General features: G+C 70.4%; 15 protein-coding genes. 1 reads left to right on the top strand and 14 read right to left on the bottom strand.

Translation table 11 applies throughout. The features are described 5' to 3' along the window. Positions 1-53: 53 nt before the first annotated feature. The 14 genes from ABD658_RS01125 to dinB all read right to left on the bottom strand — a co-directional run bounded on the left by ABD658_RS01125 (position 54) and on the right by dinB (position 18,765). Positions 54-1,157: a cell division protein FtsQ/DivIB gene (locus ABD658_RS01125; RefSeq protein WP_344743628.1), complete on the bottom strand. Its 1,104-nt coding sequence runs from the start codon at positions 1,155-1,157 to the stop codon at positions 54-56. Beyond that, complete coding sequence (murC, locus tag ABD658_RS01120) at positions 1,154-2,695, bottom strand: UDP-N-acetylmuramate--L-alanine ligase (protein ID WP_344683440.1); 1,542 nt, start codon at positions 2,693-2,695, stop codon at positions 1,154-1,156. Before murC ends, ABD658_RS01125 begins: the two co-directional genes overlap by 4 nt. Then, complete coding sequence (gene murG / locus ABD658_RS01115) at positions 2,692-3,798, bottom strand: undecaprenyldiphospho-muramoylpentapeptide beta-N-acetylglucosaminyltransferase (RefSeq protein ID WP_311023924.1); 1,107 nt, start codon at positions 3,796-3,798, stop codon at positions 2,692-2,694. Before murG ends, murC begins: the two co-directional genes overlap by 4 nt. Continuing rightward, the gene (gene ftsW, locus ABD658_RS01110; RefSeq protein ID WP_344683443.1) at positions 3,795-5,528 is read right to left on the bottom strand and encodes a putative lipid II flippase FtsW; all 1,734 of its coding nucleotides are present in this window, start codon (positions 5,526-5,528) and stop codon (positions 3,795-3,797) included. The genes murG and ftsW overlap by 4 nt, the downstream gene beginning before the upstream one ends. 28 nt (positions 5,529-5,556) lie before the next feature. Next, complete coding sequence (gene murD / locus ABD658_RS01105; protein ID WP_344743661.1) at positions 5,557-7,185, bottom strand: UDP-N-acetylmuramoyl-L-alanine--D-glutamate ligase; 1,629 nt, start codon at positions 7,183-7,185, stop codon at positions 5,557-5,559. A gap of 74 nt (positions 7,186-7,259) precedes the next feature. Then, positions 7,260-8,366, bottom strand: coding sequence for a phospho-N-acetylmuramoyl-pentapeptide-transferase (gene mraY / locus ABD658_RS01100; protein ID WP_311023921.1), 1,107 nt, complete (start codon positions 8,364-8,366; stop codon positions 7,260-7,262). Then, positions 8,360-9,826 carry a UDP-N-acetylmuramoyl-tripeptide--D-alanyl-D-alanine ligase gene (locus ABD658_RS01095; RefSeq protein WP_344683447.1) on the bottom strand — a complete coding sequence of 489 codons (1,467 nt, stop codon included), beginning with the start codon at positions 9,824-9,826 and terminating at the stop codon, positions 8,360-8,362. Before ABD658_RS01095 ends, mraY begins: the two co-directional genes overlap by 7 nt. A 90-nt stretch (positions 9,827-9,916) precedes the next feature. After that, a complete protein-coding gene (locus ABD658_RS01090; RefSeq protein ID WP_344683450.1) occupies positions 9,917-11,629 on the bottom strand; it encodes a Mur ligase family protein in 1,713 nt (570 codons plus the stop codon). 189 nt (positions 11,630-11,818) lie between these two features. Then, the gene (locus tag ABD658_RS01085) at positions 11,819-13,573 is read right to left on the bottom strand and encodes a peptidoglycan D,D-transpeptidase FtsI family protein (protein ID WP_344683452.1); all 1,755 of its coding nucleotides are present in this window, start codon (positions 13,571-13,573) and stop codon (positions 11,819-11,821) included. A 131-nt stretch (positions 13,574-13,704) separates the two neighbouring features. Continuing rightward, a complete protein-coding gene (gene ftsL, locus ABD658_RS01080; RefSeq protein WP_344683454.1) occupies positions 13,705-14,370 on the bottom strand; it encodes a cell division protein FtsL in 666 nt (221 codons plus the stop codon). Then, complete coding sequence (gene rsmH, locus ABD658_RS01075) at positions 14,367-15,371, bottom strand: 16S rRNA (cytosine(1402)-N(4))-methyltransferase RsmH (RefSeq protein WP_344683456.1); 1,005 nt, start codon at positions 15,369-15,371, stop codon at positions 14,367-14,369. Before rsmH ends, ftsL begins: the two co-directional genes overlap by 4 nt. Before the next feature lie 200 nt (positions 15,372-15,571). After that, positions 15,572-16,003, bottom strand: a complete 432-nt coding sequence (gene mraZ / locus ABD658_RS01070) for a division/cell wall cluster transcriptional repressor MraZ (RefSeq protein WP_344683676.1) — start codon at positions 16,001-16,003, stop codon at positions 15,572-15,574. A 790-nt stretch (positions 16,004-16,793) separates the two neighbouring features. After that, the gene (locus ABD658_RS01065; RefSeq protein WP_085437113.1) at positions 16,794-17,201 is read right to left on the bottom strand and encodes a DUF3040 domain-containing protein; all 408 of its coding nucleotides are present in this window, start codon (positions 17,199-17,201) and stop codon (positions 16,794-16,796) included. A gap of 307 nt (positions 17,202-17,508) precedes the next feature. Further along, entirely contained in the window at positions 17,509-18,765 is a 1,257-nt protein-coding gene (gene dinB / locus ABD658_RS01060) for a DNA polymerase IV (protein WP_344683458.1), read from the bottom strand. Positions 18,766-18,980: 215 nt separating this feature from the next. Here dinB and ABD658_RS01055 point away from each other — a divergent pair, with 215 nt between their 5' ends. After that, positions 18,981-20,084 carry a polyprenyl synthetase family protein gene (locus ABD658_RS01055; RefSeq protein WP_344683460.1) on the top strand — a complete coding sequence of 368 codons (1,104 nt, stop codon included), beginning with the start codon at positions 18,981-18,983 and terminating at the stop codon, positions 20,082-20,084. Positions 20,085-20,104 lie beyond the last annotated feature (20 nt).

The raw sequence follows: 20,104 nt of genomic DNA, 5'->3' as shown, positions 1-20,104 counted from the left end.
CACCGCCCGACCATCCGGCGCGGCGGCGCGCCACGGAGCCCTGACGGGCGAGTTCACCGCGTCACGGGCGTGTCCGGAGTGGAGATGTCGATCGTGTCGACCTCCGTGAAGTCCTCGGCCTCGGAGGCCAGGATGGCTTCCAGGACGACGGCCTTCTCAGCGCCGCGCTCGGCTCCTCCCCAGACGACGGTCCTGCCGTCGTCCAGGATCAGCCGGACCGAGTCGATCGAGTCCGCCGTCGCGGAGTCCATGGCCTCGCGCGCGCTGGCCGGCAGCTCCCCCAGCACGGCCACGATGGTGCTGAACACGGCGTCGTCCCGCAGGGCGGCCTCCTCGCTGATCCGCGGCGTCGCGTGGTCGTCCGCCTCGGGGTCCTCCGGATCCGCGAAGGTGCGGATCACCTCGCCGTGCTCGTTGTAGAACTGCAGCTCGTCGCCGTCGAGGACCTCCGCCACCGGCGGATGCTCGATGATCTCCACCGTCAGCGTGTCCGGGAGCTCCCCTTGGACCACGACGTCGTCCACCACCGGTTCCTCGGCGAGCAGCTCCTGGACCTGGGCGTTGCCCACCTGTGGCAGCGGTCTGCCGTACAGCGGCTGGAGAAGGTCCTGGGCGCGGGACTCGGTGAGCAGATCGTTGCGCTCCACCTGGATGTGATGGATCGTCAGCAGCGGCGAGAAGTACAGCACCCCGACCACGGCGACGAGGACCCCGACCAGTCCTATCGTCAACCCGAGGCGACGACGTCGGCGACGACGGGTGCTGACCACCTCGGGCTCGGGGAAGGGCAGCGGCTCGGCGTCGTCGTCCTCGTCCAGGTGCCAGTCCTGTGACTCGGAGGGAGGCCCCGCGACCGGGCGACTGCTCGATCGTTGCGGAGGCGCGTCACCGGGGTCCTCGAAGACCTCCTCGGCAGTGCGCCGTGATCGGCGCGGCATCTCGGTCTCGAGAGGCACGACGACGTCCCCCTCGGTGGGCCCGGCCCCTGCCGGGCCGCTCTCGGCGACCCGTGAGGCGGTCTCCTGCGCAGGGGCCTCCTGGGAGACGTCGTCCTGTGGCGGCTCGGCGGCGGCGTCCCCGTCGACCGACGGGGGCCTCGCCGCGGCCCCCGTCGGTCGACGAGGTCGGCGCGGTGGGCGCGGTGGGCGGGGGCTCATCCGCGCAGAGCCTCCACGAGGTCCGGCCCCAGGGCGGTCACGTCCCCCGCCCCGAGCGTGAGGACGATGTCGCCGGAACGGGCCGCGTCGGCCACCGCCCGCACCGCGTCCTCCCGGCCCATCCGGGCACCCCGTGGAGCGTCGTCCCGAGCGAAGAGCGGGTCAGCGATGAGCCCCGAGGTGACTCCCGGCAGCGGCTCCTCCCGGGCAGGATAGATCTCCAGCACGGCGACCGTGTCGGCCGCGGCCAGGGCCTCGGCGAACTCCTCGGCGAAGAGACTCGTCCGGCTGAACAGGTGCGGCTGGAAGACCGCGTGGACCTGCCCGTGCTCCCCCACCGCGGAACGGGCGGCGGCGAGCACGGCGGCCACCTCGGTGGGATGGTGGGCATAGTCGTCATAGACGCGCACACCCCGGTGCTCGCCCCGGTGGTCGAAACGGCGGGCCGCCCCTTGGAAGTGCTCGAGCGCCTGGGCGCCCTCGTGCAGATCCAGGCCCGCCCGCAGGCCGACGGCCAGGGCCGCGAGGGCGTTCAGCGCATTGTGACGGCCTGGGACGGCCAGCTGCACCTCGGCGCTCTCCCGGTGCTCCGGCACCCCCGACGTGCCCGCGGTCACCCCGGAGTCCTCACCGTTCCCGGCCCGCGTGACGACGAACCGCTGGCCCAGGGCGCCGACGGCCGCTTCGATGTGCTCCCCCAGGCGCAGGTCCGCCTCCGCGGAGGAGCCGTAGGTGGTGACCGTGACGCCACGCCTGGCCAGTGCCGGGCAGACCTCTGCCAGCAGGCGCCGTGCCCCGTCGTCGTCCTGGCAGATGATGAGCTCGCCGCCGTCGAGGATGCGCTCGGTGAAGTCGACGAAGACCTGGTGCACCGCCTCGGCTGTGCCGTGGTGATCGAGGTGATCAGCCTCCACATTGGTGATGACCGCCACCTCGGGCCGATAGTTCAGCAACGAGCCGTCCGATTCGTCGGCTTCGGCCACGAACCACTCCCCGCCGCCGGCGGCGGCGTTGACACCGAGGCCGGCGACCGTCGCCCCCACGGCGAAGCTGGGCTCGAGACCGGCCTGTTCGAGCAGCACCGTCGTCATGGAGGAGGTGGTGGTCTTGCCGTGCGTGCCCGCCACCGCGACGGAACGGCGGCCCGACATGACGGCGGCAAGCCCCTCGGAACGGTGAAGGACCCGCAGACCGCGGCGCACCGCCTCGTCATGTTCCGGGTTTCCGGCCGTCGCGATGGAGGAGGCGATGATCGTGGTGATCGGCTCCCCCGTCTCCTCCTCCACCGAGGACAGGTTCTCAGCCCGGTAGCCGACCCGGACAGGCGCTCCGGCAGCACGGAACTCGTCCAGGACCGGCAGCTCCTTGCCGTCAGTGCCGGAGATGGGCACTCCTGCCGCCTGCAGCAGGCGTGCCACGGCAGAGACCCCCACCCCGGCGAGTCCCAGCAGATGCACCCGCCCCAGCTGGGCCGGGGTCAGCGGGTCGCGGCCGGGCTCCCCGGCGGGGCTCGGCTCGGAGCCGGTGGCGGTGGTCATGCCTGTCCCTCCCGGCGGGCGGCGTTGAGCGCCGCCTGCGCCATACGATCGTCGGCGTCAGTGATGCCGCGTTCTGCGGCGTGGCCCTCCATGGTCCGCAGCAGTCGCGGATCCTCCAGCAGAGGCACCACATTGCGGCCGAGCCACTCCCTGGTCAGGTGCTCGTCCTTGACCAGCAGGGCGCCGCCGGCGTCGACCAGCTCCCTCGCGTTGAGCTCCTGCTCCCCGTTGCCGATCGGCAGCGGCACGAACACAGCGGGCAGCCGCACGGCGGCGATCTCGCACACGCTCGCGGCACCGGACCGGGCGATGATGAGGTCGGCGGCGGCATAGGCCCGCTGCATGCCGTCCAGGTACTCGCGCTGATGGTACCCCTCCCGGCGGACCGGGGAACCGTCGTCGCCGAGCACAGCCTTGTCCCGGCCGGTCAGGTGCAGCACCTGTGCTCCCGTGGCCAGCAGGTCATCCAGCGACTCCGCCACGGCCCGGTTGACCGAGGCAGCCCCGGAGGACCCCCCGGTCACCACCAGCGTCGTCCGATCCGGCTCCAAGCCCAGATCCTCACGGGCCGAGGCGCGGGCGGCGGTGCGGTCCAACTGAGAGATCCCCCGGGACATGGGCATCCCCACCCACTGCGCCCCCTTCAAGGGAGTGCCCTCGAAGGCCACGCCGATGAACGCCGCCACCCGAGAGCCCAGGCGGTTGGCCAGCCCAGGCCTGGCATTGGCCTCATGCACGATGATCGGCACGCCGATCCGGCGCGCGGCCAGATAGACGGGGGTGCAGACGTAGCCGCCGACGCCGATCACGACGTCGGCCCCGCGCCGGGTGAGGATCTCTGCGGCGTCGTCGATCGCTGCCCGGAAGCGCCCGGGGAAGCGCAGCATGTCCCGCGACGGTCGACGCGGCATGGGGACCTTCTCGATCGTGTCCAGCGAGAAGCCCGCCTCCGGGACCAGGCGGGTCTCCAGCCCGGTCTCGGTGCCGATCATCGACACCTCCGCCTCGGGAGCGAGGCGCCCGACGGCGTGGGCGATCGCGATCATCGGTGAGACGTGGCCGGCGGTGCCGCCGCCGGCCAGGACCACGGACAGAGTGCTCATGGTGTGTCGGCCTTCTTCCTGTCGTCGCCGGCGCCGAGGCGGATCCTCGCCGGGCGCTGACGGTGTGCGGTGGGGAGACTCACGGAAGGGGGAGCGCCGCGGGGCGCGCGGGCCGGTGCCGAAGGCGCCGGGGCGGGTCCCTCCGCGGACGTCGCGACGTCCGCAGGGGCGGCCTCCCTCGGATCGGCAGGATCCTGGGCACGTTCCTGCCGCCGACGCCGGTGGGCGAAGTTCAGCACCACGCCGACCGCCAGCAGGGCACAGGTCAGCGCCGACCCGCCATAGGAGATGAACGGCAGCGGCACACCGATGACGGGAAGCAGCCCCGTGACCATGCCGATGTTGATGAAGGCCTGGCCCACCAGCCAGGCAGCGATGCCCATGCAGGCCAGGCGAGCGAAACGGTCGTCGCTGTTGGCGGCGATGCGGAAGATCCCGACGATCAGCGCGCCGAAGAGCAGCAGCACGACCAGCGTGCCCAACAGTCCCAGCTCCTCGCCGAGCACCGTGAGGATGAAGTCGTTCTCCACCTCGGGGATGTAGTGCCACTTCTGCCGGGACTGGCCGAGCCCCACACCCCAGAAGCCGCCGGTGGCGAGCGCGTAGATCCCCTGCTGCGACTGATGGCAGGGGTCGGACGCATGGTCGCAGTTCATCCCCAACCACGCCTGGATGCGGAACAGTCGGTTGGCGCTGGTCCAGGCCAGCAGCAGCACGGCGATGACCGCCGAGGCCGCGGTCACGACGAAGTAGCGCCAGGACACGCCCACGGTGAACAGCAGCGTGCCGACCATCAGCAGGATGATCAGGCTGGTGCCGAGATCTCCGCCGAGCAGCACGAGCAGCAGGATCGACAGGGTGCCGGGCAGCACCAGAGGCATCGCCCAATGGACGAACCGGCGGACCAGTCGGCCCTTGCGGGTCAGCACGGCCGCGCCCCACAGGACGAGCGCCAGCTTCGCCAGCTCGGAGGGCTGACCGCCGATCGAGCCGATGCGGATCCAGTTCCGCGACCCGTTGACCTCGTGGCCCAACGGAGTGAAGACCACCAGCGCCAGCAGGATGCCGGAGAGGATCATCAGCACCCATCCCAGCAGACCGAGGGATCGGTCCGGGAGCCGGGAGATCACCAGCATTCCCAACAGCCCACCGACGGCCCACATCGCCTGCCGAGTGAACAGGGTGAACGAACTGCCGGACTCGCCGAAGGCGTCGACCGACGAGGAGGACAGCACCATCGTCAGTCCGATGGCGGTCAGGGCCAGCGTGGATCCCAGAACGAGCCAGAAGTTGGTGTGGGCGCTGCCACCCTCCATGAAGCCCCAGAAGCGACTGATCCGAGCAGACCAGCGGGAGGCGCGCTCGGCCTTCCAGCTGCCAGGCTCTCCGGATGCCTGGCCGGCGGCATCGCTGGACGCTGCCGAGCCGACAGACCCTGCAGGGTCGGCAGGGTCGGCAGGGTCGGCCGTACCCGCCGGATCCGGCGGGCCGGCCTCGACGAGCCGCAGCCGACTGCGCAGCTCCTCGGGGCTGGGCGTCTCGCCCGCCCCCGTCGTCGTATCGGCCTCATCACGTGCCGGGGTGCCCAGGGCCGGGGCCTGTGCTCCCGACTCCTCGACACCGCTCTCGTCCGCCTCACGGGGCGCCCCCGGCGCGGAGGATGAGCCATGCGACCCTTCCTCCGGCGCGAACCGTCTGACGGATGGGAGACGCGGTCGTCGGTCGTCCATTCCGTCCTCCTGATCGGTGGTGCTGTGCTCAGCGGTCTTCTGCCCGCCGCAGCGGCTGCTCCTCGCCCTCTGCAGGCTCCGTGTCTGCGGGCTCCATGTCTGCGGGCCCGGGATCGGCCGGTCCGTGGCCGGGCTCCGAGGTCCCCTGCGCGGATCGCCGCTCCATCAGCTCGGCCACCGCGGCGATGAAGGCATCCCCCCGGTCGCCGTAGGAGTCGAACTGGTCCATCGACGCCGCGGCCGGGGCGAGGAGGACCGTCTGCTCGGGTTCGGCGACGTCCGCGGCCGTCTCCACCGCCGCACGCATCGCCTCGGCGCCGTCGGCACCCGCCAGGCGGCGCTCCAGCAGGCTCAGCGGTGCGCCTCCATCATCACCCACACGGCCACCGACCACCGGCACGCCCGGCGCGTGTCGTGCCAGGCTGGACCTCAGCTGGGAGGAGTCTGTACCCACCAGGATGACGTGTCGGAGGCGGGAGGCCGCCTGTGCCACGAGGTCGTCGTAGACGACTCCCTTGGGCAGTCCCCCAGCGATCCAGACGACGTCCTGGAAGCTGAGCAGGGAGGCTGCCGCAGCATGCGGGTTCGTCGCCTTGGTGTCATTGATCCACAGCACGTCCTGGGATTTCGCCACCGGCTGGATGCGGTGCTGGCCGGGCTCATAGGCCCGGATGCCCTCCCGGACCGCATCCGGCGAGACGCCTACGGCACGCGCCAAGGCCGCAGCGGCCAACGCATTGGCCACCAGGTGCTGCGGGGCCACCGGGCCGAAGTCGGCGAGCTGGCCGATCTCCAGAGCCTGGTGACGACGTTCGACCAGGAAGGCACGGTCCACCAGCACGTCCTCAACCATCCCCAGCATCGAGAGCCCCGGGGTGCCCGTCGTGAAGCCGACCGCGCGGCACCCCTCCTGGACGTCCGCGTCGGCGACCATCTCCTCCGTGACTGGATCATCGACGTTGTAGACGCACGCCACGCGCGTGTTCTCGTAGATCCGAGCCTTGTCCGCGCGGTAGTCCTCGAATCCCCCATGCCAGTCGACATGGTCAGGAGCGAGGTTCAGCACGGCGGAGGCCGCCGGGTCCAGAAGCTCGGTGTAGTGGAGCTGGAAGCTGGAGAGCTCCACGGCCAGAGCGTCGAAGCCCTCAGGATCGCGGATCGCATCCAGCACCGGCATGCCCACATTGCCACAGGCGACCGCCCGGCGACCGTCCGCCCGCAGCATGGACTCGAGGAGCCCGACAGTGGTGGTCTTGCCGTTGGTGCCGGTCAGGACCAGCCACTCCGGCGTACGCGCACCGGGCCGCGGACCCAGGCGCCAGGCGAGCTCGACCTCGGACCAGACCGGGATCCCAGCCGTGGAGGCCTCCACGATGATCGACGCATCAGGGCGCCAGCCCGGAGAGGTCACCACCAGCTGGGCAGGCTCACCGGCCACCGTCGGCAGCGCCGCGGTGTGCTCCGGGCCGAGCAGCACCTCGCCGACCCCGACGATCTCGAGGGTCTGCGCATCGCGCCGCTGCTTCTCCGCCGTGCCGCCGTCGACGACGACGACCTGTGCGCCCAGCTCGACGAGGGTGTCCGCCGCGGCGAACCCGGAGACGCCCAGGCCGGTGACCACGACCCGCAGACCCTCCCACGGAGCGTCCCAGCCCATGAGGTCCGGTCGCACCGTCGGGCGTCGGCGGTCGTCGCCGTCCGGGGCGCCGTGCGCGCTGTCCTGCCCGACGCTCACTGGGTGAGCACCCACTCTCCGTAGAACACTGCCAGGCCCAGACCGACCGCCAGTGCCCCGACGATCCAGAAGCGGACCACCACGGTCACCTCCGCCCAGCCCTTGAGCTCGAAGTGGTGCTGCAGCGGCGCCATCAGGAACACCCGTCGCCCGCCGGAGATCTTGAAGTAGCCCACCTGGATGATCACCGACAGGGTGATGAGCACGAACAGCCCGCCCAGGATGATGAAGAGCAGCTGCGTGTGCGTCAGGATCGCGAAGGCGGCGAGAGCGCCGCCCAGTGCCAGCGATCCCGTGTCGCCCATGAAGATCTTCGCCGGCGAGGTGTTCCACCACAGGAACCCGATCAGGGCGCCCGTGATGATCCCGGCGAGCAGCGCCATGTCCATGGGGTCGCGGACCTGGTAGCACACGCTGTCCACGGCGCGCACGGCACCGCAGGTCTGGTTGGACTGCCAGATCGACATGATCGTATAGGCCGCCGTGACCATCGCCGTCGCACCGGCGGCCAGGCCGTCCAGCCCATCTGTGAGGTTCACCCCGTTGGTGGTGGCGGTGGCGATGAGGTTCGCCCAGATGACGAACAGGATCGCCCCGAGCACCGGGCCGGCGAAGGCCAGATCGATCACCGTCTCCCGCACGAAGGAGATCGCCGTGGACCCGGGCGTGATGCCCCGGTGGTCCGGGAAGTTCAGGGCCAGGACGGCGAACAGCACGCCCACCACGCCTTGGCCGGTGATCTTGGCCCAGGGAGTCAGCCCCAGGGACTGCTTCCGGGAGATCTTCGCGAAGTCGTCCGCGAAGCCCACCAGTCCCATGCCGACCATCAGCAGGAGCAGCAGCAGCCCTGAGGCGCTGGGCCCCGACGTCTGCTCCCGGGTGAGCAGCATGAACAGGTGCGCCAGGAAGTAGGCGACGACCACCGCGATCAGGATCACCGCACCGCCCATGGTGGGGGTGCCGCGCTTGACGTGGTGGGACGTCGGGCCGTCGTCGCGGATGAACTGTCCGTAGCCGCGCTTGACCAGCAGCCGGATGAACAAGGGGGTGCCCAGAAGAGTCAGGACAAGGCCCAGCACAGAGCCGATCACCACTGCTACCACGAGCCACCTGCCTTCCCGCCGTCGACGTCCGCGGACCCCTTCGCGGCGATCCGGTCTCCCAGCAGTCTAAGTCCTGCACTGTTCGACGACTTGAACAACACGACGTCCCCGGCGCTCAGCTCCTGGTCCAGATGGGCCTCGGCCTCCTCGACCGTGGCCACCCAGTGGACCTCGGAGCCCCAGCTTCCCTCCGCAACGGCCCCGCGGTAGAGCGGATAGGCCTCCTCGCCGACCACCAGGGTGCGATCGATGTTGAGCCGGACCACCGTCTCCCCGAGCTGCGTGTGGCGGATGATCGCTTCCTCACCCAGCTCCAACATGGCGCCGAGCACGGCCACGGACCGTCGACCCGTAGGTCGGGTGATCATCGCCAGAGTGCGCAGCGCCTCGCGCATCGACTCCGGGTTGGCGTTGTAGGCATCGTTGATGACGGTCACGCCGTCGGGCCGCTCGGTGCGCTCCATGCGCCACCGGCTCCCCGGGCCCCGGCCCTCAAGACGGGCCGCGATGCTCGCAGGGGCCACGCCCGCCGCACGGGCGGCCGCGGCGGCGGCCAAGATGTTGGTCACGTGGTGGACGCCGGTCAGTCCGCTGGCGAGCTCGTGGACCTCCTCACCGAAGGCCAAGGTCAGATGGGGGTGCCCCTCCTCGTCCAGGCGGACGTCCCGTGCTGTCACCGCCCCCGGCAGCGCATCCATCGAGTCGGAGGAGAACCAGGTGACCGGCGCGGAGGACGCGTCGGCCATCCGGCGCACCTGGGCGTCGTCGTCGTTGAGCACGACCGTCCCCTCGGGGCCGACCTCCTCCACCAGCTCCTGCTTGACCTCCGCGATCCGGTCGGCCCCGCCGAACTTGCCGGCATGGGCCGAACCGACCATCAGGACCACCCCGATGTCGGGACGCACCATCTGCGCCAGATACCGAATGTTCCCTGGGCCGTCGGCCCCCATCTCCACGACGAGGTGCCGAGTGTCCAGCGAGGCGGTGAACACCGTCAGGGGCACACCCACTTCGCCGTTGTAGGAGCCCTGCGGGGCGACGGTGGGCCCCTCCTCCTCGAGGATCCCCTTGAGCAGGTCCTTGGTGGTGGTCTTGCCCGCCGATCCGGTGATGCCGATGACGGTGGTCGGCGAATGCGCGCGGATCCGGCGGACGATCTCCGCGGCGAGCCGGCCCATCGCCGCAACGACGTCGTCGACGATGACCGCAGGGTGGGTCCGGCCGTGAGGGTCAGTCGTCTCTCGCTCGGCCAGCACCAGCACCGCGCCGGCGGCCAGGGCAGCATCGATGAAGAGATGACCGTCGGTGGTCTCGCCCGGCTTGGCGATGAACAGGGCGCCGGGCTCCATGGCGCGTGAATCGGTGTCTGCCGCCGAGGCGATCACCGCCTGCGGGTCGTCGATGCCGACGAGGCGGCCGGTGGTGATCTCGGCGATCTCCGCCGCAGAGAGCTCGATCATGCTGTCTCGGGTCCGATCTGTGGGGGTCGTGGCGGTCAGGTCGAAAGCGCGCCCACCGCGCCCGGAAGGCGCCGCGGGCGGCGGGCGGGCTCAGCCGGCGTCGTCCGGCGCGTGGGCACGGCCGGACGGCGTGCTGTCCTGGACCGTGCTGTCCTGGATCTCCAGAGGCCGGTGACCATGGCGCAGCAGCGCCTCGCGGAGCTCGACGCGATCGTCGATCGGTCGGTGGTCGCCGTCGAAGTCCTGGTGGATCTCATGGCCGCGCCCGGCCAGGATCACCGTGTCCCGCGGCGACGCCGAGGCCACGGCCCGTTCGATCGCCTCGGCCCGCGGCCAGATCTCCTCCAGAACAGTGGTCAGCCCACCGGACTCCACGGCCTCGCGGGCCCCCGCCATGACGTCGTCCCGGATCTGTGCCGGGTCCTCGCCGTGGGGGTCGTCGTCGCTGACGATGACATGATCGGCCATGCGGACGGCGATCGCACCCATGGTGGGACGCTTCGAACGGTCCCGATCCCCCGCGGCGCCGATGACCAGAATGATCCGGCCCTCCCCCTTCGTGGCGGCCACTGCGTCAAGGGTGCGGATCATCGCATCCGGGTTGTGGGCGAAGTCCACGATCGCCGCCGGCGACTCGCAGATGACCTGCATCCGGCCCGGCACGGAGATGGTGAACGGGTCCGATTCAAGGGCGTCGACGACCTCCTCGCGGGTGAAGGGCACATCCGGAGCCTCAAGGACCATGACAGCCGCCAGTGCGGCGTTGGAGACGTTGAAGAGTCCCGGCAGGCCGGTACGGGTTCTGATGCGTGCCCCGCTGCGGGCGTGATGGAGGGTGAAGCGGTGCCCCATGCCGTCGGGCACGACGTCGACCACCTCCCAGTCCACCTCCGCGGCCTGGCCCGCCGTGGCCAGGGTGACGACCCGGCCGGTGGCCACCGAGGCCATCTGATGGCCCCACGGGTCGTCCACCGTGATCACGGACGTCCTCGTCCTGCGGCGGGTGAACAGCTCGGCCTTGGTGGCGAAATACTCCTCCATGGACCCGTGCAGGTCCAGGTGGTCCTGGGTGAGGTTCGTGAAGCCGGCGACGTCGTAATGGAGCCCCGCCGTGCGCCGATAGCTGATCGCATGGGAGGAGACCTCCATGGCGGCCGCGGCGACGTCACGCTCCCGGAAGAGCGCCATGAGGCTGTGCAGCTGCACCGCCTCCGGCGTGGTCAGCTGCGAGGGGATCGTCTCCTGGCCGGCACCGATCTCGATGGTGCCGATGAGCCCGGTGCGCCGTCCTCGCCTCCCGTGCAGCGTATCGAGCAGGGAGCGCAGGAAGTACGTGGTGGTGGTCTTCCCGTTCGTTCCGGTCACACCGAACAGGGACGGCCCCGAGTCCTGCGTGTTTCCGTAGATCACCGCGGCGGCGGGGCCCGCGGCCTGGCGGACGTCCTCCACCTGCAGCACCGGGAGCCGATACCCGACCTGCTCACGCACCTTGTCCGCGCCGACGGCGTCGGTCAGCACGGCCGTCGCCCCGGCCTCCACCGCCTGACGAATGAAGTCCGCGCCGTGGGCGCGGGCGCCGCTGACGGCAACGAAGAGGTCACCTTCCCCCACGGCGTGGGGATTCATCGCCGCGCCCGTGAGCAGCGTCTCGTGCTCGCGCCGACCCACCGGAGTCAGCAGCGGCTCATGGCCCGTCGCCTGAAGCTCCTCGGCCAGTCGACCCACTGTGGTTCCCGCCACGTGGCGGGGCCTGAACACGCTGTCCTGCTCCGCGACGGAGAGCGGGGTGTGTGAGCTGGGCATCGGGCCTCTCGTTCCGGTCGGTCGATGATCATGGGGGGATGAGGGGTGGTTCCGCCTGTGGGCCGGACCGTTGAAAGTTGTATCACGGCTCGGCGCCGACGGCCTCGCCGGCACGATGCGATATGCATGACACCCGCCGTGATGCCCCGTCAGCGCCCTGCAGGGGGACGCAGGCGCCGTCGGACCGAGTCACCATGGCCGGTCCTGGTCGTCACCGGTGAAGGCGTCGTAGGACTCCGACTCCTCGCCCGACGGCGGGACGTTCCGCGTGCTCAGGACGTGGGACATCACCTCGGAGAACGTGTCCACCACGGTCCAGTCCCGCCATTCGCCCTGGGGCCGATGCACTGTGACGGCCACCAGATACTGCGGGTCGTCCAACGGGGCGACCCCGATGAAGGACGTCGTATGCCCGTCGAAGCCGCCGCCCTCTCCGGCCGCCTGCCCGGTGCCGGTCTTCCCGCCCACACGATAGCCCGGGATCTGGGCGCCCGTGGCGGTCCCGTGGTCCACCACGCCCTCCATCAGCCTGAGCATCTCCTGCGAGGTCTCCGAGGAGAAGATCCTCTCCGAACCGCTCTCGACGGGGTGCTCGGATCCGTCCGGATCGATGTAGGCGTCGATGAGCTGGGGGTCCACGCGGACGCCGTCGTTGGCGAAGGTCTGGAACTGACTGATGTTGTGCAGGACCGTCGTCGTGTACCCCTGGCCGAACTGGGTCGTGAAGGGCTGCCTGGCGTCCCACTCCTCCGGGGAGCGCAGGACCGAAGTCGCGGACGAGGTCAGGCCGACGTCGATGTCCTCGCCGATGCCGACTCGCCGCATCCAGTCATAGCGCTCCTGCTCCGTGAGCTCGTTGCCGATCATGACCGTGCCGGTGTTGTAGGAACGGGCGAAGATGCCGGCCGCCGTCATGTCGAAGGTCTCGTGCCGCATCGAGTCGTTGATCACCTGGCCGTCGAACTCCTGCCGGTTCGGCACCGTGAACGCGTCGGTGGGCGCCACCGCTCCCTCTTCGAGCGCCGCAGCGAAGGTGATCCCCTTACCTGTGGAGCCGGGCTCGAAGTCCTGGGTCAGGGCCAGCGGTCGGCGGAACAGCTCGTCCGTGGCCCCGGGATCGGCCGGGTCCACCGTCTCGGAGTCGGCCATGGCCATGATCTCTCCGGTCCGCACGTCCATCACGGTCACATTGCCCCACAGGGCGCTGTACTCGTTGGCCTTCTGAGCGATGGCCTCCTGGGCGAACCACTGCAGGTCCTGGTCGATGGTCAGGCGCACGTCCTGCCCGTCCTCGGCCGGAATCTCCTCGAACGTGGCCGTGGGGATCCTCACCCCGTCGCCGGCGATCTCGAACGTGCGCTCACCGTCCGTGCCGGACAGCGCCGAGTCCTGGGCGAGCTCGATGCCGTCCAGCGGAGTGCCGTCGGAGCCCACGAACCCGAGGATCGATCCGGCGACGGCACCCGCAGGATAGGTCCGTTGGGAGACCGGCTCCGCGTACAGGCCAGGGATGTCCAGATCCAAGGCCCTGCTGCGTTCGTCGGGGGTCACGGACCGGGCGACCACGGAGTAGGCCCGATCTCCCTCCATGCGCTCGGCCAGGTCTTCCGGCTCCGCATCCAGGATCGAGGCCAGGTCGGAGATCGCAGTCTCCAACGGCATCGTCGTCCACAGCCCGGTGACCTCGTCCCGGACCCGGAAGTCATCGATGAGCCGCTGATCGACGACCAGGTCGTAGCGCTGGACGCTGGTCGCCAGGGTGCGCCCGTCGACGTCGAGGATCTCACCGCGCTCGGCGGGAAGGGGCACGCTGCGGAGGCGTTCGGACACAGCGGCCTGCGCATGGCCCGAGGGATCGAGCCCCTGGACATGGAAGAGGCGCACCCCGAGGACGAGCAGCAGAGCGACGAGGGCGGCGAGTCCGATGCGCATGCGCTGGGACATGAGTCGTCCATCACGCGTGCGACGATCGTCCACGCTCTGAGTCGTCACCATCGCTGCTGCGGACCTCCGGGATCTGCTCGTCGGTCGGCGTCCGGTGAGGACGCCGGCGGGACAGACGGCCGGCCGGCTGGTCAGTCGAGGCCGGGCGCGGGGATCGTCCCGCCATTGAGCCGGTCGGGGCTGAACCCGCGTCCGTCGTCGGCGGCGGACTCGCTGTCCGCCTGCTGACCATTGTGCCCCGGGGTCGGCTGGGTCAGGGTGTTCAACGCGCCGGAGCCGAGCAAGCCGGCAGGCGCCCCGCCGGCCTCCTCTGCGACGTCCAGGGAGGGCGCGGCCTCATCTCCCGGCTGGACCGGGGTGGAGACGAAGCTCGAGGGCCGGTCGGACGAGTCGGCGGCCTCTGCGGGACCAGTGACGGTCCCGCCGTCCAGTTCGAAGGCGCCCGCTGCCGCAGGCATGACCATGCCCAGAGAGACGGCGTTGTCAGAGAGCACCTGGGGTGACTGCAGGTGCAGGACCTGCTGCTCGAGAGCCTGGTTCTGCTGGGTGAGGAGCTGGTGCTGCTGCGTGAGCTCCACCACGCGGTACTGGGTGTTGGAGACGTGGATGTTGATCGCCAGGACGACGGCGAGGGCAGCCACCATCAGAGCGATGATGCCCGCAGTGAGACCGCGGTGGTGCCGACGCACCTTGGGCAGGGCCCGCAGGGTCGGTGCTGCGGTGCCCAGAGACGACGGCTTCTTGTCCGGTGAGGGCGTCGCTGACAGTTCCCACTCGGGAACAGCCTGTGTGCTCATCGCGTGGTCCTCCTCGCCCTGATCTTCTCAGCTGATCGCAGTTTCGCGGAGGCGGCTCGCGGGTTCTCCGCCATCTCTGTGGCATCCGGGACCTCCGCGCCCCGGGTGACCGCCCGAAATGTCGGTCGGTGTTCCTCCAGCTCCACCGGGAGGCCGGGCGGCGCGGAGGACTTCGTCCGTGCGGCGACGGCCTGCTTGACCAGCCGGTCCTCCAGAGAGTGGTAGCTGAGCACCACGAGGCGACCACCGAGGTCGAGCGCGTCCATGGCTCGCGGGACCGCGTCCTCGAGGACGTCGAGCTCCCGGTTGACGGCGATGCGCAGAGCCTGGAACGTCCGCTTGGCGGGGTGTCCGCCGGTTCGCTTGCTCGCGGCGGGCACCGCGGCATCGACGACGGCGGCCAGGTCACCGGTGGTCAGGAAGGGGCGCTCAGCGCGGCGCGCGACGATCCGCCCGGCGATGCGCCCGGAGAAGCGCTCCTCGCCGTACTCCTTGAGAATCCGGCGCAGCTCCGGCTCGGGGATCCGCGCCAGGAGCTCGGCGGCGGTCTCATCCGCGGAGTCCTCGGCGGCGTCCATGCGCATGTCCAGCGGGGCATCGTAGGAATAGGCGAACCCACGATCGGCCTCGTCCAGCTGCAGGGAGGAGACGCCGAGGTCGAACAGGATCCCGGCGAGACCCTCGTCGGAGCTCAGCTGCTCACGGGCGACCTCGTCCGCACGGTCGTAGACGGTACGGACGCCGCGGAACCGGTCGCCGTGGACAGCCAGGCGGTCACCGGCCAGCGCGAGCGCCTCGGTGTCGCGATCGAGACCGATGACCCGGACGTCCTCGTCGGCCGCCAGGAGCGCCTCGGCGTGCCCGCCCATGCCCAGCGTCGCGTCGATGACCACGGGCCGACTGCCGGCGGCACGGACCGCAGCCACGCCGCCGAGCAGCAGCTCGATGCAGCGGTCGCGCAGGACCGGGACGTGCCGGTCGCCGGTGGCCCGCTCAGCCATGTTCGCCTCCAGATGCCGGAGAGGATCCTTGATCCAGCTCCCCCTCCGCGCCGAGGCCGCCTGACACCGGGGAAGAGATGTCAGGATGCCTTCGGAGCGGCTGGAGAACTCGCCCAAGGACCCTCTCGCCTGTTCGTCGTTTCGCACGGTGCTCGGTCCGCTGCGGCGCCATCGGGACGCCGTGCACCTGGACCGTGCTCCTAGAAGATTCCGGGGATCGCCTCCTCGTCGGTCGACGAGAACTCGGACTCCTTCTCCTCCAGGTAGGAGTTCCATGCCGCGCTGTCCCAGATCTCGGCACGGTCCCCCGCACCGATCACCGTGACATCACGATCGAGTCCCGCGTACTCCCGCAGCGCCGCCGGGATCGTGATGCGGCCCTGCTTGTCCGGAGCCTCATCCGAAGCTCCGGACAGGAACACGCGGATGTAGTCACGTGCCTGCCGAGAGGTCAGTGGGGCCTGTCGCATCTGCCGGTGCACGTTCCGGAACTCGTCCGTGCTGAACACGTAGATGCACCGCTCCTGCCCGCGGGTGAGGACCAGGCCGTCAGCCAGCTCGTCACGGTATTTCGCGGGCAGGATCAGACGACCCTTCTCGTCCATGCGCGGGGTGTAGGTGCCGAGGAACACAGCGCCCACCGCCTCACATGTCCGTGCAGTCTCGCCCTCCAGGAACCCTCTTCCCTCTGACGCCCTCCACTTTACCCCACTTTCCCCCACTTTCAACCCAATCGCCCCCACGCGTCGCCTCGACAACCCCCACCGACGGCGCCGAGCAACCCATGAACCCTTCTGACCTGCAGTTTCGTGAGGATCTGAGCCGTGGGGCACGGTGAAGGGAGGTGGAGGACCCTGCGCTCCCCCACCCCCGCGGACGGGACGCAGCAGCCCGGACACGGGCTCGAGCCGGCATCTGACGCGCCGGAGACCACGGCGCGGGGGTCCTGAGACCGCGACAGTGGAGGAAAGGTGGAGGAGAGTGGAGGAGGACGGCGAAGAGCGCCGGTCACCGGGACGGGACACGGCGGATCGCGACCATGCACGAGCAGCGCAGGTCACCCAGGGCATGATCCAGTGCCACCCAGCACCTCGTTCACCCACGGACTCATTCACCCACGGACTCATTCACCCAGGGCCTCGTTCACCCAGGGCCCCGATCACCTCGCGCGTCTGCCACCCCGCCGCGTGGCCCGCAGGCACAGGAAAGCCCTCCCGGGAGAGTTCCCAGGAGGGCTTGCGATATCACAGCCATCTCACGCGACGCCGCCGAACGGGGCACCGTCCCGCGCGGAATGTGCCTTCACACGGTGAGCTGCGGAGGTCGCGGAGTCGCTCGGATCAGCCGCTGTCCCGCGGGACGGTCGCTCACGCCTCACTCACGGCCGACGCCGTGGCGACGGCCGTGACCGGTGACGCGGCGTCATTCCTGACGACGCCGCTCTTCCCAGCGCTGCTCGAGGCCGCTCATGAACGAGCCCGACGGGCTCGGAGTCGTGCCGCGGGGGCCGCCTCCGCCTCCCCCGCCGCCGTCGCCGCCGGAGCCGCCGCGGGATGACCCGCCACTGTTGGCCCCACCGGTGGTCGCGAAGTAGACACCCGCACCCATGACGAGGAATCCGACGACGCCGACCGGAATCCACTGGCTGTAGATGCTGAAGAGCAGGACGACGAGACCCAGCACGGCCACGAGAAGGCCCAGCACCAGGTTCCGGATGTTCACCTTCCCGGTGGGGACTTCCTGCATCGAGGTCGCGAAGCTGGGATCCTCAGACTGGAGCTGCTCCTCCAGTTCCTTCAGCATGCGCTGTTCTCGCTCCGAGAGTGGCATCGTGAGGCTCCTTGCAGTCGCCGGCGGTCGCTGTCCCTGGACGTCCTTCTTCGCCCAGCGTCCAAGCTGGTTCGCCTGGAATCTCATTCTACCGTCTCGCCACGCCCGAGACCTAGCTGTGATCCGCCCCGTGACCGTGCTGTGACCGTCCGTCCAGCGGGCGTTCAGACTCGCTCCCCTCCCAAGTCGGAGCGGGTGCGAACCGGAGCGGCTGCTGCACCGCGGCGCCGAGGGCCTTCGCGTCGCACACGGCCCAGAGGTGCCGCTGAGAGGCTGTCACACTGCCGCCGGGCCGGCTCAGCAGGGATCACTCCGTGCCCGCGTCACGGCCGCTCGGTCTGCCCTGGCTGGTCCCCTCCTCGCTGCCGTGCCCCTCGGGACGCAGCAGCGAGGCAGGACCCACGGCGGCCCCCGGAAACCGGCGCGCCACCGCATCCAGGACGTTCTCCGCATCGATCCAGTTGGTCTCCGCGCGGTCGAAGCTGAGCTGCAGCGCACCCCCTTCGCGGCTGAGCCGCTCAGCCCGCACACCGATGAGCCGGACCGGCTGGGGGCGGGCTCCCAGACGATCCAGAAGGCCCGCAGCCCGGGTACGGATGGTCAGCGCCGACTGCGTCGGGTGAGTCAGTGTGGTGCTGCGAGTCAGAGTCTCGAAGTCGCGATACCGCAGCTTCAGGCTGACGCCCTGCGCCGACAGCCCTGCCGCGCGGAGCCGGGCCGCGATGCGATGGCTGAGCCGCAGAATCTCCTCGTGCAGCGCCTCCGTCGACGACACGTCCTCAGCGAACGTCTCCTCCGCACCGATGCTCTTCTCCTCGCGCTGAGTCTCCACCTCGCGTTCGTCGTCTCCCCAGGCCAGGCGTCTCAGCTGTGCGCCGGCGACGCCCAACCGCCGACGAAGCAGGTCCTCAGGCGTCTCCGCCAGCTGTCGTACGGTGGTGATCCCCAGGCCTTCCAACACTTCTGCCGTGCGTCCGCCCACTCCCCACAGCGCCCTCACCGGCAGGCTGTGCAGGAACTCCAGGCGCCGCGCCGGCGGCACCACAAGCATTCCGTCCGGCTTGGCCCTGGTGGAGGCGATCTTGGCGATGAACTTGCGGTCCGCGATGCCGACCGTGCAAGGGAGCCCGAAGATCTCCCGGATCTCTCGCCGAATCCGGGCTCCGATCTCTGCCGGAGACCCCAGTCGCCGTCGGGCGCCGGTGAGGTCCAGGAAGGCTTCGTCGACGCTGAGCTGCTCCACCGTGTCCGTCACCGTAGAGAAGTACGTCATGATCTCCTGGGAGATCTCACGGTAACGGGACTGATGCGGGGCCAGCACCAGCGCCTGCGGGCTGAGCTGCCTTGCGCGGGCCAGCGGCATTGCGGAGCGGACACCGTCGGCGCGGGCCTCGTAGGAGGCCGAGAGCACGACCGAGCGTCCAGAGCCCTGGGCCACGATGAGCTTGCGGCCGCGCAGCTCAGGGCGATCCAGCAACTCCACCTCGACGAAGTAGGCGTCCATGTCGACATGGGCCAGGACCCGGGGCGTCCGCTCCGGCTGCCGGGTTTGCTGTGCCTGCATGCTCCCAGAGTACTCAGGTCCTCCGACACGTGACGCCCGTCGCCCCACCCGCTCCGCCGCCCCACAGCTCCCGCCCCCAGCCGAGTCCCCGACAGCGCACCGGCCGCCTCCCGACAGACCCTGGCAGAACTCGGCGGACCGGATAGGCTGGCATCCGCCGCGCCGGCCACCCGGCGTCACCGGCCCCATCGCCCCACCACCAGGAGGTCTCCCGCGTGCGGACTTCGGACTTCATCGCCCACGTCACCGCCTGCGTCGCCGCCCGGCTGAGCTCCCACAGGTCCGAGGTGGCCGCCATCGCTCCGGAGGCCGCCCCGCTGGCCGACTCCCTGGAGGCGATGGCACGTGGCGGCAAACGACTCCGCCCCGTGCTGGCGTGGTTGGGATGGCGGGCCGCCGGCGGTGACGCGGCCTCCCACCCGGCGCTGGACAGCCTCTGTGTGTCCTTGGAGCTCTTCCAGGCGGCCGCCCTCGTCCATGACGACGTCATCGACCGCTCCGACACCCGCCGGGGACTGCCCAGCACGCATCGCCGGTTCGAGACCCTGCACCGCGACGAGCGTCTGGCCGGGGACGAGGGGCACTTCGGCACCGCGGCCGCCATCCTCACCGGCGATCTGGCGCTGTCCTGGGCAGGTGAGTCCTTCGCCGGGGCACTCGTCGAGGCCACGACGCTCCACGGCGCCGAGGAACCTCTGCACGCGGCGCGCCGGAGCTTCCAGCAGATGCACACGCAGGTGATCTCCGGCCAGTACCTCGATGTCCTGGCCGAAGTGGCCGGGCCCGCCCCCGATGAGGCCCAGGCGATCGACCGAGCTCGCCGGGTCGTGCGTTACAAGGCGGCCCGGTACTCGACCGAGCACCCCGTCGTCCTGGGCTCAGCGCTGGCTGGTGCGCCTGAGGCCCTTCGCAGCGGTCTGGCCGCCGCCGCGCTGCCCGTGGGCGAGGCGTTCCAGCTGCGCGACGACCTGCTCGGCGTCTTCGGCGATCCCGAGACCACCGGAAAGCCCGTGGGAGACGATCTCCGTGAGGGCAAACGGACCGAGCTCGTCGCCTACGGCCTCTTCCGCTCCTCCGCGGACGACGCGGCCGAGCTGGAGACCATGCTCGGTGACCCTGAGCTCTCCGCGGACGCCGTGGCCAGGGCACGGGAGATCCTCACCGGCTCGGGCGCCGTCGCCGAGGTGGAGCGCACCATCGACGGCCTGCTGGAGACCAGCGCCGCAGAGGTCGCCAGGCTGCGAGGTGCCGGCGTCGCCGAGGACGTGCTCGACGACTTCCAGGAGGTCAGCGACCGACTGGTGCGGCGCAACCGATGAGCACCGCCGGGACTTCGCTA

This window comes from Nesterenkonia aethiopica (assembly GCF_039534665.1).
Classification (GTDB): domain Bacteria; phylum Actinomycetota; class Actinomycetes; order Actinomycetales; family Micrococcaceae; genus Nesterenkonia; species Nesterenkonia aethiopica.
Note: the sequence above shows the minus strand (reverse complement) of the source record. Positions and strands in the feature narration are given on the sequence as shown.

What these genes read in the sequence shown, in the direction of transcription:
- dinB (WP_344683458.1), bottom strand. Translation starts at nt 18,765, where the DNA reads ATGCAGGCACAGCAAACCCGGCAGCCGGAGCGGACGCCCCGGGTCCTG.
- ftsL (WP_344683454.1), bottom strand. Translation starts at nt 14,370, where the DNA reads ATGAGCACACAGGCTGTTCCCGAGTGGGAACTGTCAGCGACGCCCTCA.
- ftsW (WP_344683443.1), bottom strand. Translation starts at nt 5,528, where the DNA reads ATGGACGACCGACGACCGCGTCTCCCATCCGTCAGACGGTTCGCGCCG.
- rsmH (WP_344683456.1), bottom strand. Translation starts at nt 15,371, where the DNA reads ATGGCTGAGCGGGCCACCGGCGACCGGCACGTCCCGGTCCTGCGCGAC.
- ABD658_RS01065 (WP_085437113.1), bottom strand. Translation starts at nt 17,201, where the DNA reads ATGCCACTCTCGGAGCGAGAACAGCGCATGCTGAAGGAACTGGAGGAG.
- ABD658_RS01090 (WP_344683450.1), bottom strand. Translation starts at nt 11,629, where the DNA reads ATGCCCAGCTCACACACCCCGCTCTCCGTCGCGGAGCAGGACAGCGTG.
- ABD658_RS01085 (WP_344683452.1), bottom strand. Translation starts at nt 13,573, where the DNA reads ATGTCCCAGCGCATGCGCATCGGACTCGCCGCCCTCGTCGCTCTGCTG.
- murC (WP_344683440.1), bottom strand. Translation starts at nt 2,695, where the DNA reads ATGACCACCGCCACCGGCTCCGAGCCGAGCCCCGCCGGGGAGCCCGGC.
- ABD658_RS01125 (WP_344743628.1), bottom strand. Translation starts at nt 1,157, where the DNA reads ATGAGCCCCCGCCCACCGCGCCCACCGCGCCGACCTCGTCGACCGACG.
- murG (WP_311023924.1), bottom strand. Translation starts at nt 3,798, where the DNA reads ATGAGCACTCTGTCCGTGGTCCTGGCCGGCGGCGGCACCGCCGGCCAC.
- murD (WP_344743661.1), bottom strand. Translation starts at nt 7,185, where the DNA reads ATGGGCTGGGACGCTCCGTGGGAGGGTCTGCGGGTCGTGGTCACCGGC.
- ABD658_RS01095 (WP_344683447.1), bottom strand. Translation starts at nt 9,826, where the DNA reads ATGATCGAGCTCTCTGCGGCGGAGATCGCCGAGATCACCACCGGCCGC.